At 75.2% G+C, this 16,274-nt stretch carries 18 protein-coding genes; 16 read left to right on the top strand and 2 right to left on the bottom strand.

Translation table 11 applies throughout. The features are described from left to right. Nucleotides 1-104 precede the first annotated feature (104 nt). The 6 genes from ACIO92_RS13655 to ACIO92_RS13630 all read left to right on the top strand — a co-directional run bounded on the left by ACIO92_RS13655 (nucleotide 105) and on the right by ACIO92_RS13630 (nucleotide 6,217). Nucleotides 105-1,544, top strand: coding sequence for an NAD(P)H-hydrate dehydratase (locus ACIO92_RS13655; RefSeq protein WP_402281319.1), 1,440 nt, complete (start codon nucleotides 105-107; stop codon nucleotides 1,542-1,544). Nucleotides 1,545-2,102: 558 nt separating this feature from the next. Then, entirely contained in the window at nucleotides 2,103-2,918 is an 816-nt protein-coding gene (locus ACIO92_RS13650; protein WP_402281570.1) for a L,D-transpeptidase family protein, read from the top strand. Nucleotides 2,919-2,938: 20 nt separating this feature from the next. After that, on the top strand, nucleotides 2,939-4,087 hold the full coding sequence (gene alr / locus ACIO92_RS13645) for an alanine racemase (protein WP_366439635.1): 1,149 nt from the start codon (nucleotides 2,939-2,941) through the stop codon (nucleotides 4,085-4,087). Between the two features lie 10 nt (nucleotides 4,088-4,097). After that, nucleotides 4,098-5,276: an alpha/beta hydrolase gene (locus ACIO92_RS13640; protein ID WP_366439634.1), complete on the top strand. Its 1,179-nt coding sequence runs from the start codon at nucleotides 4,098-4,100 to the stop codon at nucleotides 5,274-5,276. Between the two features lie 10 nt (nucleotides 5,277-5,286). Beyond that, the gene (gene tsaE, locus ACIO92_RS13635) at nucleotides 5,287-5,787 is read left to right on the top strand and encodes a tRNA (adenosine(37)-N6)-threonylcarbamoyltransferase complex ATPase subunit type 1 TsaE (RefSeq protein WP_366439633.1); all 501 of its coding nucleotides are present in this window, start codon (nucleotides 5,287-5,289) and stop codon (nucleotides 5,785-5,787) included. Between the two features lie 229 nt (nucleotides 5,788-6,016). Beyond that, nucleotides 6,017-6,217, top strand: coding sequence for a hypothetical protein (locus ACIO92_RS13630; RefSeq protein ID WP_366439632.1), 201 nt, complete (start codon nucleotides 6,017-6,019; stop codon nucleotides 6,215-6,217). A gap of 158 nt (nucleotides 6,218-6,375) precedes the next feature. On the opposite strand, the gene ACIO92_RS13625 is transcribed toward ACIO92_RS13630, so the two are convergent. Continuing rightward, the gene (locus ACIO92_RS13625; protein ID WP_402281316.1) at nucleotides 6,376-6,942 is read right to left on the bottom strand and encodes a hypothetical protein; all 567 of its coding nucleotides are present in this window, start codon (nucleotides 6,940-6,942) and stop codon (nucleotides 6,376-6,378) included. Between the two features lie 95 nt (nucleotides 6,943-7,037). Between ACIO92_RS13625 and tsaB the strand changes: the two genes are divergently transcribed. The 8 genes from tsaB (at nucleotide 7,038) to ACIO92_RS13585 (ending at nucleotide 13,145) form a co-directional block, all read left to right on the top strand. Then, nucleotides 7,038-7,694: a tRNA (adenosine(37)-N6)-threonylcarbamoyltransferase complex dimerization subunit type 1 TsaB gene (gene tsaB, locus ACIO92_RS13620; RefSeq protein WP_366439630.1), complete on the top strand. Its 657-nt coding sequence runs from the start codon at nucleotides 7,038-7,040 to the stop codon at nucleotides 7,692-7,694. Nucleotides 7,695-7,717: 23 nt separating this feature from the next. Next, complete coding sequence (gene rimI / locus ACIO92_RS13615) at nucleotides 7,718-8,191, top strand: ribosomal protein S18-alanine N-acetyltransferase (protein WP_366439909.1); 474 nt, start codon at nucleotides 7,718-7,720, stop codon at nucleotides 8,189-8,191. Continuing rightward, nucleotides 8,181-9,296 carry a tRNA (adenosine(37)-N6)-threonylcarbamoyltransferase complex transferase subunit TsaD gene (gene tsaD, locus ACIO92_RS13610; protein WP_366439629.1) on the top strand — a complete coding sequence of 372 codons (1,116 nt, stop codon included), beginning with the start codon at nucleotides 8,181-8,183 and terminating at the stop codon, nucleotides 9,294-9,296. Before rimI ends, tsaD begins: the two co-directional genes overlap by 11 nt. Continuing rightward, nucleotides 9,293-9,547, top strand: coding sequence for a hypothetical protein (locus ACIO92_RS13605; RefSeq protein ID WP_351793092.1), 255 nt, complete (start codon nucleotides 9,293-9,295; stop codon nucleotides 9,545-9,547). The genes tsaD and ACIO92_RS13605 overlap by 4 nt, the downstream gene beginning before the upstream one ends. A 212-nt stretch (nucleotides 9,548-9,759) precedes the next feature. Beyond that, entirely contained in the window at nucleotides 9,760-10,611 is an 852-nt protein-coding gene (locus ACIO92_RS13600) for a polysaccharide deacetylase family protein (protein ID WP_401236811.1), read from the top strand. A 117-nt stretch (nucleotides 10,612-10,728) separates the two neighbouring features. After that, nucleotides 10,729-11,094: a YciI family protein gene (locus ACIO92_RS13595; protein ID WP_366439628.1), complete on the top strand. Its 366-nt coding sequence runs from the start codon at nucleotides 10,729-10,731 to the stop codon at nucleotides 11,092-11,094. A gap of 31 nt (nucleotides 11,095-11,125) precedes the next feature. Then, entirely contained in the window at nucleotides 11,126-12,400 is a 1,275-nt protein-coding gene (locus ACIO92_RS13590; protein ID WP_366439627.1) for an RNA polymerase sigma factor, read from the top strand. A 121-nt stretch (nucleotides 12,401-12,521) separates the two neighbouring features. Continuing rightward, the gene (locus ACIO92_RS13585; RefSeq protein WP_401236726.1) at nucleotides 12,522-13,145 is read left to right on the top strand and encodes a hypothetical protein; all 624 of its coding nucleotides are present in this window, start codon (nucleotides 12,522-12,524) and stop codon (nucleotides 13,143-13,145) included. Between the two features lie 114 nt (nucleotides 13,146-13,259). Here the strand turns inward: ACIO92_RS13585 and ACIO92_RS13580 are convergent, their stop codons facing one another. After that, nucleotides 13,260-14,444: a class I SAM-dependent methyltransferase gene (locus tag ACIO92_RS13580; protein ID WP_366439625.1), complete on the bottom strand. Its 1,185-nt coding sequence runs from the start codon at nucleotides 14,442-14,444 to the stop codon at nucleotides 13,260-13,262. Nucleotides 14,445-14,649: 205 nt separating this feature from the next. Here ACIO92_RS13580 and ACIO92_RS13575 point away from each other — a divergent pair, with 205 nt between their 5' ends. Both ACIO92_RS13575 and ACIO92_RS13570 read left to right on the top strand, forming a co-directional pair. After that, on the top strand, nucleotides 14,650-15,570 hold the full coding sequence (locus ACIO92_RS13575) for a polysaccharide deacetylase family protein (RefSeq protein WP_402281312.1): 921 nt from the start codon (nucleotides 14,650-14,652) through the stop codon (nucleotides 15,568-15,570). A gap of 155 nt (nucleotides 15,571-15,725) precedes the next feature. After that, entirely contained in the window at nucleotides 15,726-16,214 is a 489-nt protein-coding gene (locus tag ACIO92_RS13570) for a hypothetical protein (RefSeq protein ID WP_402281310.1), read from the top strand. Nucleotides 16,215-16,274: the final 60 nt, after the last annotated feature.

The following is a 16,274-nucleotide window of genomic DNA, read 5'->3' as shown; positions in this document are numbered from 1 at the left end:
TCCGATAGAGGCTTACTTAGGTAAGGCAAACCTAAGTTGATCGAGGAAAGTCCGTCAACCCTTGCCCCCGGGCAGGGTCTTGAGGACTGCGGCAGACTGCCGGTATGCGAACCGCACACCGCGTGGAGACCGTCCGGGCCGCCGAGGCCGCCCTCATGGCCCGACTCCCGGAGGGCGCCCTCATGGCGCGGGCCGCCGCCGGACTCGCCGCCGCCTGCTGCTCGCTCCTCGGCCGGGGACGGGTGTACGGGGCGCGGGTCGTCCTCCTCGTCGGCGGTGGCGACAACGGCGGCGACGCCCTGTACGCCGGAGCCCGGCTCGCCCGGCGCGGTGCCGGGGTCACCGCCGTCCTCCTCGGCGCCCGCGCCCACGAGGGCGGGCTCGCCGCCCTCCGCGCGGCCGGGGGCCGCGTCGCCGACGACCCCTTCGAACCGCTCGCCGTCGCCGACCTCGTCCTCGACGGCATCACCGGCATCGGCGGGCGCGGCGGCCTCCGCCCGGACGCCGTGCCCGTGGCCCGTGCCGCGCGCGGCTCCGACGCCGTCGTCGTCGCCGTCGACCTGCCCAGCGGCGTCGACGCGGACACCGGGGAGGTCGCGGGGGAGGCGCTGCGGGCCGACGCCACCGTCACCTTCGGCACCTACAAGCCCGGCCTCCTCGTGGACCCCGCGCGCGGGTACGCGGGCGCGCTGCGGCTCGTCGACATCGGGCTCGGCGACGAACTCCCCGGCGTGCCCGACCTGGAGGCGCTCCAGCACCGGGACGTGGCCCGGCTGCTGCCCGTACCGGGCGCCGGGACCGACAAGTACCGGCGCGGGGTCCTCGGGATCGTCGCCGGGTCCGCCCGCTACCCGGGCGCGGCCGTCCTCACCGTCACGGCGGCGCTGCGCGGCGGCGCGGGCGCCGTGCGGTACGTCGGCCCGGCCGCCGACGCGGTGATCGCGGCGCATCCCGAGACCCTGGTCCACGCCGGGCCGCCGGACCGGGCCGGACGGGTCCAGGCCTGGGTCGTCGGGCCCGGACTCGGCGACGGGCCCGGAGCCGCGGAGGTCCTCGCCTCCGACGTGCCGGTGCTCGTCGACGCCGACGGGCTGCGGGACCTGGACCCCGCTCTGGTACGGGCCCGCAGCGCCCCCACGCTCCTCACCCCGCACGAGGGCGAGGCGGCGGCGCTGCTGGGCGTGGCCCGGGAGGAGATCGAGGCGGGACGCCTCGCGGCGGTACGGGAACTCGCCGCGCGGTTCGGCGCGACGGTGCTCCTCAAGGGCTCCACGACGCTGGTGCGCGGACCGGAGGGCGGCCCCGTACGGGTCAACCCCACCGGGACCGGCTGGCTGGCCACGGCGGGCAGCGGTGACGTCCTCTCCGGCCTCGCGGGCTCGCTCCTCGCGGCCGGTCTGCAGCCCCTGGACGCGGCCTCGGCCGCCGCCTACCTGCACGGCCTCGCGGCCCGCCGGGCCTCCCGCGACCGCGCCCCGGTGACGGCGGGCGAGGTCGCGGCCACCCTGCCGGACGCGTGGCGGGACGTGACGGCGGGGGAGTGAGGGGGCCGGAGGGGGCGGGGGCGCGTCGAGGCGCGGCGCGCCTCGACGGTCCTTGCGGGTCCCGGTCCGGTGCCTGGCCCGGTCATCGTGCCCCGGTCATCGTGCCCCGGTCATCGTGCCCCGGTCCGGCTCGGCGTCCGGTCCGGCCACCGGGCCCCGGCCCGGCCTCTGGCCCGGTCAACCGGCCCCGCCTCCGGCCCGGCTCCCGGTCCGCAGTCCCGGTCCGCAATCCGGGGCCGCGGCTTCGCTCCGAGGCCCCGGCCCTGGCCCCCGGCCCCGCCTCCCCCCTCCCGCCTCCGCCCCCGGCTCCCGGCCCGTAGCCGGTAGCCCCTGCCCCGGTCCCCCTCCCCCTCCCCCTCCCCACTCCGCCACACGGGGGGAAACCGTGCCCCACGGGACCCTTCCGGCGCGCTCCTCGGTGTCCCCCGGGATTGGGTGGGCCGGGTGATCAGTTGGAGAAGGCGTCTCGCGCCGTTGCTGCTCGTCGCCCTGCTCCTGCCCGGGACCGGGGCCTTCGCCGATGCCACGGCCCCGGACCCGGGCCCCGCTCCCGTCCCCGTGGCCTCGCCCGCCGCTCCCCTGCCCACGGCCCCCGCCGACACCCCCGCCCCCGGCGCCGTCGAGCCGCTCGTGCCGGGGGTCGCAGGGGCGGGGCGGCCCGAGTACCCCATGGACACCCCCGACCAGGCCCTGCCGCCGCTCCAGCCGGGGGCCGAGGTGCCGGTGCCCGCGCCGGAGCGCGAGGTGGACGAATCGGTCGAGTACCTGCCGAGGAGCGCCCTCGCCGCCTCCTGCACCGCCTCGACGGGCCCGTACCAGCGTCAGGTCGAACGGCTGCTCAAGCTGAGGGTCGACGGGAAGCAGTCCGCGGCCGACTGCCGGGCGGTCCGCGCCTTCCAGACCAAGGAGCGGATCAGACCCGCCAACGGGTACGCGGGCCCCGTCACCTGGGCCCGCGCCGAACTCCTCGCCGCCCGTAGGAGCCTGGACCCCGGCCGCCGCTGCCCGGTGAAGAAGTACGCCGTGGCCTGCGTGGACCTCGACCGGCAGCTCATGTGGGTCCGGAAGGGCAAGAAGACCACCTTCCCCGTCGTCAATGTGCGCACCGGGCGCCCCGGATACGCCACCCGCACCGGCTGGCACTCCGTCTACTGGCGCCACAAGGACCACTGGTCCTCCATCTACGACACCCCCATGCCGTACTCCCAGTTCTTCAGCGGCGGCCAGGCCTTCCACGCCGTCTACGGGCAGCTCGCCACGCCCGCCGGCAGCCGTGGCTGCGTCAACCTCTCCTACCGCGACGCCGGGAAACTCTGGGACGTGCTGCGCAAGGGTGACCGGGTCTACATCTGGGGGAAGCGGCCCGGTGGCTGACACCTGAGAGACTGGGCGCGATGACTGAGACACCACCGCCCCGCAGAGCCCGCGCCGAGATCGACCTCGGCGCGCTGCGTGCGAACGTCCGCACGCTGCGCGCCCGTGTCGCCCCCCACGTCCGGATCATGGCCGTGGTCAAGGCCGACGCGTACGGACACGGCGCGGTGCGCTGTGCCCGCGCCGCGCTGGAGGCGGGCGCCGACTGGCTCGGCACGGCCACTCCCCACGAGGCGCTCGCGCTGCGGGCGGCGGGGATCACGGACGTTCCGGTCATGTGCTGGCTCTGGACCCCCGGCGACCCCTGGGACCAGGGCATCGAGGCCGGTCTCGACATGGCGGTGAGCGGCCTGTGGGCCCTGGAGGAGGTCGTCGAGGCGGCCCGCAGGACCGGCGGGACGGCCAGGATCCAGCTCAAGGCCGACACCGGTCTCGGGCGCAACGGCTGCCAGCCCGCCGACTGGCCCGAACTGGTCGGCGCGGCGCTGGAGGCGGAGGCCGAGGGCCTGGTGAAGGTCACCGGCCTCTGGTCGCACTTCGCCTGCGCGGACGAGCCCCACCACCCCTCGATCGCCGGACAGCTCGACGTCTTCCGCGAGATGCTCGACCACGCGGAGAAGGCCGGGGTGCGGCCCGAGGTCCGGCACATCGCCAACTCGCCCGCCACCCTCACGCTCCCCGAGGCCCACTTCGACCTGGTCCGCACCGGCATCGCCGTGTACGGCATCTCGCCCAGCCCCGAGCTGGGCACTTCCGCCGACTTCGGCCTGCGGCCCGTGATGTCGCTCAAGGCGAGCGTCGCCCTGGTGAAGCGGGTCCCGGCCGGACACGGCGTCAGTTACGGCCACCACTACGTCACCGGCACCGGGACGACCCTCGGCCTGGTCCCGGTGGGCTACGCCGACGGCGTCCCCCGGAACGCCTCCGGCCGGGGCCCGGTCCTCGTCGACGGCCGCCGCCGCACGGTCGCCGGGCGGATCGCCATGGACCAGTTCGTCGTGGACCTCGACGGGGACACGCCCGCACCGGGCACCGAGGCCGTCCTGTTCGGGCCCGGCGACGGCGGCGAGCCGACCGCCGAGGACTGGGCGGTGGCCGCCGACACCATCGCGTACGAGATCGTCACCCGGATCGGGGCGCGCGTCCCGCGCGTCTACCTGGGCGGATGAGAGGGGCCCCGTGGGCGAGTCGAGGAGCACCGGTCACTGGCGGCGCGCCGGATTCGCCGGGGCCGCGATAGGCGTGCTCGCGGCGGGCGCCGCCGCGGGGGTGGCCGTGGAACGGCTCACCGTGGGGCGTTCCGTACGGCAGAAGGCCCGGCTCGCCCTGGACTCCGCCGGGCCGTACGGGGGGCTGCGGGGGACTCCCGGCCGGGCGCTCGCCGACGACTCGACCGTCCTGTACTACGAGGTCGAGGAGGTCGCGGACGGCGCCGAGCCGGCCCGCCGCCGACGGCTCTTCGGACGCCGGGAGCCCGCGCCCGTCACCGTGGTCTTCAGCCACGGCTACTGCCTCAACCAGGACTCCTGGCACTTCCAGCGGGCCGCGCTGCGCGGGCTCGTCCGCACCGTCCACTGGGACCAGCGCGGGCACGGCCGCTCCGGGCACGGCGTCTCCCAGGGCGGACCCGACGGGGTGCCCGTCACCATCGACCAGCTGGGCCGCGACCTCAAGGCCGTCCTGGACGCCGCCGCGCCCGAGGGACCGCTGGTGCTGGTCGGGCACTCGATGGGCGGAATGACGGTGATGGCGCTCGCCGAGCGGTACCCGGAGCTGATCCGCGACCGGGTCGCCGGGGTCGCCTTCGTCGGGACCTCGGCCGGGAAGCTCGGCGAGGTGTCGTACGGGCTGCCGATCGCCGGGGTCAACGCGGTGCGCCGGGTCCTGCCCGGGGTGCTGCGGGCCCTCGGTTCCCAGACGGAGCTGGTCGAGCGGGGCCGCCGGGCGACCGCGGACCTGTTCGCGGGGCTGATCAAGAAGTACTCGTTCGCCTCGAAGGACGTGGACCCGGCGGTGGTCCGGTTCGCCGAGCGGATGATCGAGTCGACCCCGATCGACGTGGTCGCCGCCTTCTACCCGGCCTTCGCCGAGCACGACCGGGCCGCCGCGCTCTCCGTACTGGCGGAGGTGCCGGTGCTGGCGCTCGCGGGCGACCACGACCTGGTGACGCCCAGTTCCCACACCGAGGCCATCGCCGCCGTGCTGCCCGGCGCGGAGCTGGTGATCGTCCCGGACGGGGGGCACCTGGTGATGCTGGAGCATCCGGAGGCGGTCACCGACCGGCTCGCGGACCTGCTGGTACGGGCCGGGGCCGCCCCCGGGGCGGAGACGGCCGGGACGGACCCCGGCAGGGGTTAGGTTGGCGGGTATGGAAGCAGCGCACCCGCCCGTCTCCGGCGCCACCGTCTCCGTCGACTCCCCCGAGCGGATGCGGGACCTCGGCCGCCGCCTCGCGAAGATCCTCCGCCCCGGTGACCTCGTCATGCTCACCGGTGAGCTGGGCGCCGGGAAGACCACCCTGACCCGGGGGCTCGGCGAGGGCCTCGGGGTGCGGGGTGCCGTGACCTCGCCGACCTTCGTCATCGCCCGGGTCCATCCGTCGCTGGTCGGCGGCCCGGCCCTGGTGCACGTCGACGCGTACCGGCTCGGCGGCGGTCTGGACGAGATGGAGGACCTCGACCTGGACGTCTCGCTGCCCGAGTCGGTGGTGGTGGTCGAGTGGGGCGACGGCAAGGTCGAGGAGCTGACCGACGACCGGCTGCACCTGCTGATCCACCGGGTCACCGGAGACACGGACGACGACCGGCGCACGGTCGAGCTGCGCGGGATCGGCGCGCGCTGGTCCGGCGGGGAGCTGGACGCGCTCTGACCGGGGGTCCGGGAACGGCGGCCGGGTTCCGGGGTCCGGGAACGGCGGCCGGGTTCCGGGGTCCGGGAACGGCGGCCGGAGTTCTGGAACGGCCTCCGGGGCCGCCGTCCGGGGCGTCCGCGTCCGTAGATTCCGACAACGTGTCGGGAAGGTGTTGCGTGGGCCGTGCGCGCCGTGGTCACATGGATGCACGAGATGGTTAGGTGTACCTAACCTACGGGAGGCATGTATGGCGACGCCGAAGCGCGCGGAATCCGCCCACCACGTCCCGAACCACGTCCCGATGAGCGTGCTGCTGGCGTCCTGCGCGGCCGCCCGCGCGCTCTCGACCCCGCCGGAGGCCGACCAGCGGCCCCGCCGCCCCGCGACGGCGGAGCGAGAAGGACACGGCGAGGACCCGGAACCGGTCGTGCGGCACAGGGCGGCCTGACCTCCGCGCGCCGGGGGAGCCCCGGGCGGGGAGACCGCGGACGTACCCGTACGGGAAGCGTGAACCGGGCCACGGCTCCACGCGGGCCGCGCATCGCGCGCCGCCACGGGCGACGGCCGTGCGTCGCGCCACCGCCCCTACGGCGTCACCGCCGTGCGTCAGGCGACGACGACGATCTTCGCGCCGATCACCGCGAACGCCCACAGCGCGTCCCCGTCGGCCCGCTGCATCCGGATGCCACCGGTCTTCTTCGACGGGTCCGGGGACGGGGTCGAGCCGTCGACCGCCGCGCTGAAGCCGATCGTCACGTTCTGCACCGTCGCGAACCGCACCACGTGCTCGATCCGCACCCCGTCCGAACCGGGCACCGAGCCCGAGCGGGACGTCACGCTGTAGGTGCCGGGCCGCGGGTTCACGGTGCTCGGCATCACCGTGAACGTCCGGGACGCCCTGCCCTTCTCGTCGATCAGCCACACCCGGCGGTCGTCGAGCGCGTACACCACGCGCTCCCCGGTGCCGGACTGCGCGGGGACGGCCAGCGAGTTCCCCGAAGGGCGCTTCGGGCCGCCGCTCGGCGTGGCCGAAGGCTTGGCCGGGCCGGTCGCCCGGGGCGCCACCGACACATCGGCGGGGGCGGTCGCCGACGCCTGGTAGGCGAGGAAGCAGACCGCGACGACGGCCGTGGCCGTGAGCCCGGCCACGAATCCCGAGCTGCTCCGTGCCACCGTGCCCACCTCTCGTACGAACGTATCGAGGGTGACGGTAGCAGCCGGGGGAGCGGGGGGCGGGGCACCGTGCCCGGGAGCCGTAGGCTGTTCGCGTGCTGTTGCTCGCCATGGATACCGCCACCCCCGCCGTCACCGTCGCCCTCCACGACGGCGAGACCGTCGTCGCCTCCTCGGAGCAGGTCGACGCCCGTCGCCACGGGGAACTGCTGCTGCCCACCGTCGACCGGGTCCTCAAGGACGCCGGGCTGAAGCTCGACGCGGTCACCGGCCTCGTCGTCGGCGTCGGACCGGGGCCGTACACCGGGCTCAGGGTCGGCCTCGTCACGGCCGCCGCGTTCGCCTCCGCGCTCGGTGTGCCCGTCCACGGTCTGTGCACCCTCGACGGCCTCGCGTACGCCTCCGGGCTCGAAGGCCCCTTCGCCGTCGCCACGGACGCGCGCCGCAAGGAGGTCTACTGGGCGCGGTACGAGGACCACCGCACCCGGGTCACCGACGCGGCCGTCGACCGGCCCGCCGAGATCGCCGAGCGCCTCGCCGGTCTCCCCGTCGTCGGCGCGGGCGCCCGCCTCTACCCCGAGGCCTTCCCCGACGCCCGCGACCCGGAGCACCAGTCGGCCGCCGCGCTCGCCTCCCTCGCGGCGGAGCGGCTCGCGGCGGGCGGGGACGGCTTCCTCGACCCGCTGCCGATGTACCTGCGCCGCCCCGACGCGCAGGTGCCCAAGAACTACAAGGTGGTCACCCCCAAGTGACCGGCGCCGTCGACCTGCGCGAGATGCGCTGGTGGGACATCGCCCCGGTGCTCGTCCTGGAGGACGAGCTGTTCCCCGAGGACGCCTGGTCGGAGGGGATGTTCTGGTCGGAGCTCGCGCACGCCAGGGGACCGGGCGCCACCCGCCGCTACGTCGTCGCGGAGGACCCGGCCGACGGCCGTCTCGTCGGCTACGCGGGGCTCGCCGCCGCCGGTGGCCTCGGTGATGTGCAGACCATCGCCGTCGCCCGCGACCAGTGGGGGAGCGGGCTCGGCGCCCGGCTCCTCACCGATCTGCTCCAGCACGCCACCGCCTTCGAGTGCGACGAGGTCCTCCTCGAAGTGCGGGTGGACAACGTCCGGGCCCAGAAGCTCTACCAGCGCTTCGGCTTCGAGCCCATCGGATTCCGGCGCGGCTACTACCAGCCCGGAAACGTGGACGCGCTCGTGATGCGACTGACCGTTCAAGGAACTGAGACTGATTCTGATGGCTGCTGACGAACCGCTCGTGCTCGGCATCGAGACCTCCTGCGACGAGACCGGCGTCGGCATCGTCCACGGGACCACGCTCCTCGCGGACGCCGTCGCGTCCAGCGTCGACACCCACGCCCGCTTCGGCGGCGTCGTGCCCGAGATCGCCTCCCGCGCCCACCTGGAGGCGATGGTCCCGACGATCGAGCGCGCCCTGCGGACGGCGGGCGTCTCCCCGAAGGACCTCGACGGCATCGCCGTCACCGCGGGCCCCGGCCTCGCGGGCGCGCTGCTCGTCGGCGTCTCGGCGGCCAAGGCGTACGCGTACGCCCTCGGCAAGCCGCTCTACGGCGTCAACCACCTCGCCTCGCACATCTGCGTCGACCAGCTGGAGCACGGCAGGCTGCCCGAGCCGACGATGGCCCTGCTGGTCTCCGGCGGGCACTCCTCGCTGCTGCTCTCCAGCGACATCACCTCCGACGTGCGGCCCCTGGGCGCCACCATCGACGACGCGGCGGGCGAGGCCTTCGACAAGATCGCCCGGGTCCTGGACCTCGGCTTCCCCGGCGGACCGGTCATCGACCGGCTCGCCAAGGAGGGCGACCCCGCCGCCATCGCCTTCCCCCGCGGTCTGAGCACCGCCAAGGACCCGGCGTACGACTTCTCCTTCTCCGGTCTCAAGACGGCCGTCGCCCGCTGGATCGAGGCCAGGCGCGCGGCGGGCGAGGAGGTGCCGGTACGGGACGTGGCCGCGTCCTTCCAGGAGGCGGTCGTCGACGTCCTCACCCGCAAGGCCGTCCGCGCCTGCAAGGACGAGGGCGTGGACCATCTGATGATCGGCGGCGGGGTCGCCGCGAACTCGCGGCTCCGGGCCCTCGCCCAGGAGCGCTGCGAGCGCGCGGGCATCCGGCTGCGGGTGCCCCGGCCCGGTCTGTGCACGGACAACGGCGCGATGGTCGCCGCCCTCGGCTCCGAGATGGTCGCCCGCAACCGGACGCCCTCCGGCCTGGAGCTGTCGGCGGACTCCTCGCTGCCGGTGACCGACCCGCACGTGCCGGGCGCCCACGCGCACGGCCACTCCCACGACCACGACCATGTGCACGAGGTCAGCAAGGGGAACCTGTACTCATGAGGATCACCCTCATGTGGGAGGCGCGGGCCGCGCGGGGGCACGGCCCGGAACTGCTCGAATGGGCCAGGGCCCAGGTCCTGGCGCACGAACCGCGCCGCCGCGAGATGTTCCGCGCCCCGCAGGACCGGGTCCTCGTGCTCACCTGGTGGGAGGCGGACTCGCTGGACGCGGAGCTCCCGGAACTCCCCGAGCCGGACGCCTCCCTCATCACCCGGCCGGTGCACCGCTGGCGGTTCGAGGCGGTCGACTAGCTCAGACCGACCGGCACACGGGGGGCGGCGGGCGCCCCGGGGCCCGGACCCGGCGGCGGTCGCCGGAGCCCCGCCGTGACCGTCGGGACGGACGGTGAGGCCCGGCGGCGACCGTCAGGACCGTCGCCGCGGCCCGGCGGCGGTCGTCCGCGCGCCGGACGTCGAATCGGCCACACGGCCGATGATCGGGCAACCTTTCGATCGTGGTGGGCATCCCCCACCACGTGAAGAAGACGATCGTGCTCTGGGCGGCGCTGACCGCCGCCACCCTCCTGGTGACCGGCTGCACGGCCGACCGCCCCGCCGGGACCGCCCCGACGCGGTCCTCCGCGCCCACGGCCACACCCACCACCGGCACCCCCGAGGACCCGGCGGCCGCCACCGCCGCCGCGTACCGCAAGTGGGGGCTCAAGCCCTTCGCGCCCGCGCCCGCCCCGCCCGCCGCCAAGCCGGTACGGCGCGCCCCGGGCGGCCCGGTGCCGGTGATCAGCGACATCCCCACCAAGGACAAGATCGTCTTCATCACCATCGACGACGGCGCGGAGAAGGACCCCGCCTTCGTGACGATGATGAAGGAGCTCAAGGTCCCGTTCACGATGTTCCTCACCGACGCGGCCATCCGGAACGACTACGCGTACTTCCAGCCGCTCGTCGCCCAGGGCCACGGCCTCGCCAACCACACCCTCACCCACCCCGACCTGCGCACCCTCTCCCCGCAGGCGCAGCGCCGGGAGATCTGCGACCAGCAGACGAAGCTGACCGGGCGCTACGGCACCGCCCCGCGCCTCTTCCGCCCGCCGTACGGCAACTGGAACGAGGCCACCCGCACCGCCGCCGGGCAGTGCGGCATCGACGCGATCGTGCTCTGGCGCGAGTCCATGCAGATCACGAACATGCAGTACCAGCGCGGCGACCGGAAGCTGCACCCCGGCGACATCGTCCTCGCCCACTTCCGGGGCCCGTCCGAGCTCAAGGGCCGGACGATGACCGAGATGACGGCGACGATGCTGCGCCGCATCCAGGAACAGGGATTCACCGTGGCGCGCCTGGAGGACTACGTCTGAGAACTCCTCGCGGGCGGCTGAACTCCTCGCGGGCGGCTGTCGATGCGGGCGCGGCCCGTTCGACGTATGAGTGAGAGGCGGGGAAACGGCCCCGCCACCGCACCACGAGGAGTCACCATGCCCCGCTACCTGTCCCTGGTCCGCATCCAGGAGAACACCATCGACATGGCGGACGCCGACCCCGGCTTCGAGGCACGCATGGGCGCGCTGTTCGAGGAGATCACCAAGGCGGGCGTCATGATCGACACCGCGGGCCTCAAGCCGACCGCCGAGTCCTCCCGGCTGACCTGGTCGGACGGGAAGGTCTCCGTCACGGACGGGCCCTTCACGGAGACCAAGGAGGTCGTCGGGGGCTACGCGCTGCTCCAGTGCAAGGACAGGGCCGAGGCCATGGAGTGGGCCCGCCGCTTCCTGGCGGTCCACCCGCCGCACTGGACCGTGGGTCTGGAGGTCCGCGAGGTCGAGGAGATGCCGGGGGCCTGACCCCGGGCCGCTGTCGGTGCCGTGTGCTGTCATGGGAGACGTGACGGCACACGGCACCGACCCGGTGGAGAGCACTCTCGACACGGTCTTCCGGATGGAGTCCCCGAGGATCGTCGCCACCGCGGCGCGGATCGTCCGGGACGTCGGCATCGCCGAGGAGATCGCGCAGGACGCCCTGGTCGCCGCCCTCGAACAGTGGCCGGAGACCGGGGTCCCCGACCGGCCCGGTGCCTGGCTGACGGCCACCGCGAAGCACCGCGCCGTGGACCTCGTCCGGCGCCGCGAGACGTACGCCCGGAAGCTCGCCGAGGTGGGCCGGACCCTCACGGAGGAGTCGTACGACCCCGAGCCCGCGGGCCCCGGCGACATCGACGACGACGTGCTGCGGCTGATCTTCACCACCTGTCATCCGGTGCTCTCCGCCGAGGCGCGCGCCGCGCTGACCCTGCGGCTCGTCGGCGGGCTCCGCACGGACGAGATCGCCCGCGCCTTCCTCGTCCCCGAGCCGACCGTCGCCGCGCGGATCACCCGGGCGAAGCGGGCCCTGGCGAGGGCGGGCGTGGAGTTCGCGGTGCCGTACGGGGAGGACCGGGCGGCCCGCCTCGGCTCCGTCCTCGAAGTGGTCTACCTGATCTTCAACGAGGGGTACGCGGCGACCGCGGGCGACGACCTGCTGCGGCCCGGACTCTGCGAGGACGCGCTGCGGCTCGCCCGGGTCCTCGCCGCCCTCGTGCCCCGCGAGCCCGAGGCGCAGGGGCTGGCCGCCCTCCTGGAGCTGCAGGCCTCCCGGACCGCTGCCAGGACCGGGCCCGACGGCCGGCCGGTGCTGCTCGCCGCGCAGGACCGGCGCCGCTGGAACCGGCTGATGGTCCTGCGGGGGTACGCGGCCCTGGAGCGGGCCGGGGACGGGCGCTCCTACGGGCCGTACGCCCTCCAGGCCGCGATCGCCGCCTGTCACGCGCGGGCCGCGTCGTACGGGGAGACCGACTGGGAGACCATCGCCGCGCTCTACGGGAGGCTGGGCGTCCTCGCGCCCTCCCCGGTCGTCGAGCTGAACCGGGCGGTCGCCGTGTCGATGGCCCGGGGCCCGGCGGAGGCCCTCCCGCTCGTCGACGCCCTCGCCGCCGAACCGGCCCTGGCCCGCTACCACCTGCTCCCGAGCGTCCGGGGCGACCTGCTCGCCCGGCTGGGCCGGACGGCGGAGGCCCGCGCCGAGTTCGAGCGGGCGGCCGACCTCACCCGCAACGAGAGCGAACGAAGCCTGCTGAGGGAGAGGGCCGGGAATCCCGGGGGCGCCGGGGGGTGAGAACGGGGCCGGGCCCCTTCGGGACGGGGACGCTCCCGGGCCGGGCGGGGCCCTAAGGGGATGTTCCCGGGCCGGTCGGGGCCCTACGGGGGAGGGGCGGGGGACCCTTAGGGTGCTCGGCATGTCCCCGCGCACCCCGCTTCCGCCGCCGCCCCCGCCCGCCGAGCTCCAGAGCTGGCCCGACCGGGACGCGCGGCTCGCCGACCGGGCGCTGGCGCTGGACGAGCTGGGCGGGCGGCTGCTCGGCGGCGGACCGCTCGCGCTGTTCCTGCTCCGGCTCCTCCTGCTGGAACTGGGCTGGTCACTGGTCGGATTCCTGGTCATCGCCCTCGGCTACCCGGCGCCCGACCCGGTCACGATGCTCCTCGCGCTCTTCAGCGCGCTGCTCGGCATCGGGGTGCTCGTCCCGGCGGTGTGGCTGACGGTCCGCGCCCTGCGCCGGGACCGGACCGTCCGTGAGCGCCTCGTCCAGTGGGCGGCCCTCGACCGGCACGGCCCGACGGACGCCCGGCTGCGCGCCCCCGTCCTCGGTGCCTGCTGGTTCCTGCTGTCCTTCGCGCTGTGCGGCCTCGGCCTCTGGGCGGGCTTCGCGGTCCCGGCCGGCGCGAGCCCCGACGACGGCTACGGCCTGGTCGTCTACGGCATGGGGGCCGCCCTGATCCTCTGGGTCACCGGCCTGACCGGCCTGGTGAAGGCCGTCGGCCACTACCGCCTCGCGGTCCGCCTGACACCCCGCCGGACCTGACCGGGCGGCGGCGGGCCCCGCTGTGTCCGGCGTACCGCACGCGCCCCGACGGATTCGGCGTACCCCGGCGGCTCCTGACGGGGCGTCGTCGGTCCGGCGGCGGTGGGCCGCCCCTCAGCCCTTGACCGGCCGGCCGATCAGCATCGTCGGGGCGTCCGCGACCCGGGTGAGCAGGACCGTCGCCGCGTTCGGCCCCTTCGGCTTCACCCTGCGGCGGATCTCCTCGGGCTCCACGGCCGAACCGCGCTTCTTCACCGTCAGGACGCCGACCTCCCGCTCCCGCAGCAGGGCCTTCAGCTTCTTCAGGTTGAAGGGGAGTTCGTCGGTGATCTCGTACGCGGCGGCGTACGGCGTCGGCACGAGCGCGTCGGCCGTCACATGGGCGATCGTCGCGTCGATCAGACCGCCGCCCACCTCCTCGGCGAACTCCGCGACCAGGTGCGCGCGGATGACGGCGCCGTCCGGCTCGTACAGATAGCGGCCGACCGGACGGACCGCCGGGTCGGGCAGGCCCCGGCCGGTCAGCGCCGCTCCGGAGGGCAGCAGGGTGGCGCGCCGGGCGCCGGGCGAGGTGCCGAACCAGATCACGGCCTCCTTGACGTCCCCGCCGTCGGAGATCCACTCGGCCTCGGCGTCCTCGGGAACCGCCTCGTGCGGAATGCCGGGAGCCACCTTCAGAGCCGCGTGCGGGGCCCTGCGGGCCGCCTGGACGGCCCAGGAGAGCGGCGGGGAGTAGGACTCGGGGTCGAAGATCCGGCCGCGTCCGCCCCGGCGCGCGGGGTCGACGAAGACGGCGTCGTACGGCCCGGTGTCGATGTCGGCGACGTCCGCGCACCGCACCTCGATCAGCTCCGCGAGGCCGAGCGCGTCGGCGTTGGCGCGGGCCGCCGCGGCGGTCAGCGGGTCGCGGTCGACGGCGAGCACGGAGATCCCGGCGCGGGCGAGGGCGACGGCGTCGCCGCCGATCCCCGAGCAGAGGTCCGCGACGCTGCGGACGCCCAGCGCCCTCAGCCGGGCCGCCCGGTGGGCGCCGACCGAAGCACGCGTCGACTGCTCGACGCCGTGGGGGGTGAAGTACATCCGGTACGCGTCCTCCGCGCCGAACTTCGCCACCGCCCGCTGCCGCAGCCGCGCCTGGGCGACGGCCGCGGTGACCAGCTCGGCGGGATGGTCGCGGCGCAGCCGGGAGACCACCGCCAGTTCCTGGGCCGGGTCGTGGTCGCGCAGGGCGGCGAGCAGGCTCTGGCCCTCGGGGCCGAGCAGCGGGGCGAAGGAGGCGAGATCGGTCACCCGTCCCATTGTGGGCCCTGACCGGCCGGTGGCCGGGAGCGGCCCCGCGCGCGAGGGTGCCGGTGGCCCGTGGGGAGGGTGGGCCGCCCGGGGGACGGAGTGACGGCCGCCCGGGGGACGGCGGCGGTGGTACGGCGGTGTCGTGGGCTTCGTACGGGTGTCCGCGCTGACAGGATGCGGCGCCACAACACTCGTACGACAAAAGGACTAGATGATGGCAAAAGGTGTGCACCGTTCCGCTCGGGCGTTCGGGGCCGCGCTCGTCGTCGCCGCCCTCGCCTCCGCCGCCACCGCCTGCTCCGGCGGCGCCGGGCCGACCGGTGGCGCACCCGCCCCCGCCGCCGGACAGCAGGCCCAGGGCCGGGGCGCGGCCGGGGCGCTCGACTCGTACGTCGAGAAGGTCCGCGACCAGCGGGCGGCCCGGGTCGCCGCCGCCAGGGAATGGGGCCTCGCCCGCACCCCGCTGGACGCGCCCGCCCCGCCCGCCGTCAAGCCGAGGATCACCACCCGCAAGGGCTTCGAGACCGACGGCGAGGGCCTCCCGCCGGTCTTCACCACCGTGCCCACCAAGCAGAAGGTCGTCTTCCTGACGATCGACGACGGCTCGGAGAAGGACCCCGAGCTGCTGCGGATGATGAGCGACCTCCGCATCCCCTACAGCGCCTTCCTCAGCGACTACGTCGTCAGCGAGGACTACGGCTACTTCAGCCGGATGCAGAAGTCGCAGGAGGGCGGGGTCTCCCTGCACAACCACACCCTCAACCACCGCTATCTGCCCGGACTCTCGTACAGCGAGCAGAAGCGCGAGATCTGCGGGATGCAGGACGTCATCGAGAAGCGCTTCGGCAAGCGCCCGCCGCTCTTCCGCCCGCCGTACGGCAACTACAACGAGGACACCCTGCGCGCGGCCGCCACCTGCGGCGTCAAGGCGGTGCCGCTCTGGGCCTCGGAGGCCTTCCCCGACCACATGGAGTGGCGCGAGTGGGACCGGGACCTGCACTCCGGCGACATCGTGCTCACCCACTTCCGGGGCAAGGAGGACTGGAAGGGCACCATGCCGGACATGATCCGTCAGGTGATGGACGTGATCACGGCGAAGGGCTACGCCGTCGCCAAGCTCGAGGACTACGTGTGACGCACCGCCGCCGCCCTTCCGCACGGGGCCGCCTCCCCTCGCGCGGACCCGCGCCCGGGGAGGGCACGCCCTCGGGGTCCGGGCGGGGGCTCGTCTCGGGGCCCGAGTCGGGGTCCACCCCTGGGTCCGCTGTGTCCGCGCAGGGGTCCCCCTCCGTGGTCTCCCCCGGGCCCGTCTCAGGGCCCGCGCCGGGGCCCTTCCCCGGCTCCCGTTCCCGTACGCCCGTACCCGCGTACGGGACCGCCGTCCCCGCCCGTGGAACCGGACCCGGCCGCCCGTCGGGCCGCGGCGGGGCCGTACGGCCGCTCGCCGGGCTGCTGCTCGCCGCCGCGCTCCTCGCGCTGACCGGCTGCGCCTCCACCGTGGACCCGATCGAACGCCTCGGCCGCAGGGCCGCCGAAGAAATGGGCTCCCGGCACGCGCCCGCCGCCGGGGCCCGCGCGTCCACGGCCCCCGCACCGGCCGCCCCCACGCGAGCGGTTCCCGCATCGACCGCCCCCGTACCGGCCGCCCCCGTACCGGCCGCCCCCGTACCGGCCGTCCCCGTACCGGCCGTCCCCGTACTGGCCGTCCCCGCGCCGGTGGTTCCCGCCGTTCCGTCCGCCGGAGCCGTCCGGTCCACGGGGGTCGCCGAGGTCCGCTGAAGCCCGGACCGGACCCGCCACGGGGTGAGTAATTGGCACTCCGCTTGACCGAGTGCTAAT

Source organism: Streptomyces sp. NPDC087215 (assembly GCF_044744885.1).
In the GTDB taxonomy this organism is placed as follows: Bacteria; Actinomycetota; Actinomycetes; order Streptomycetales; family Streptomycetaceae; genus Streptomyces.
The sequence above is the reverse complement of the archived record's forward strand: the minus strand, read 5'-3'. Positions and strand labels throughout refer to the sequence as shown.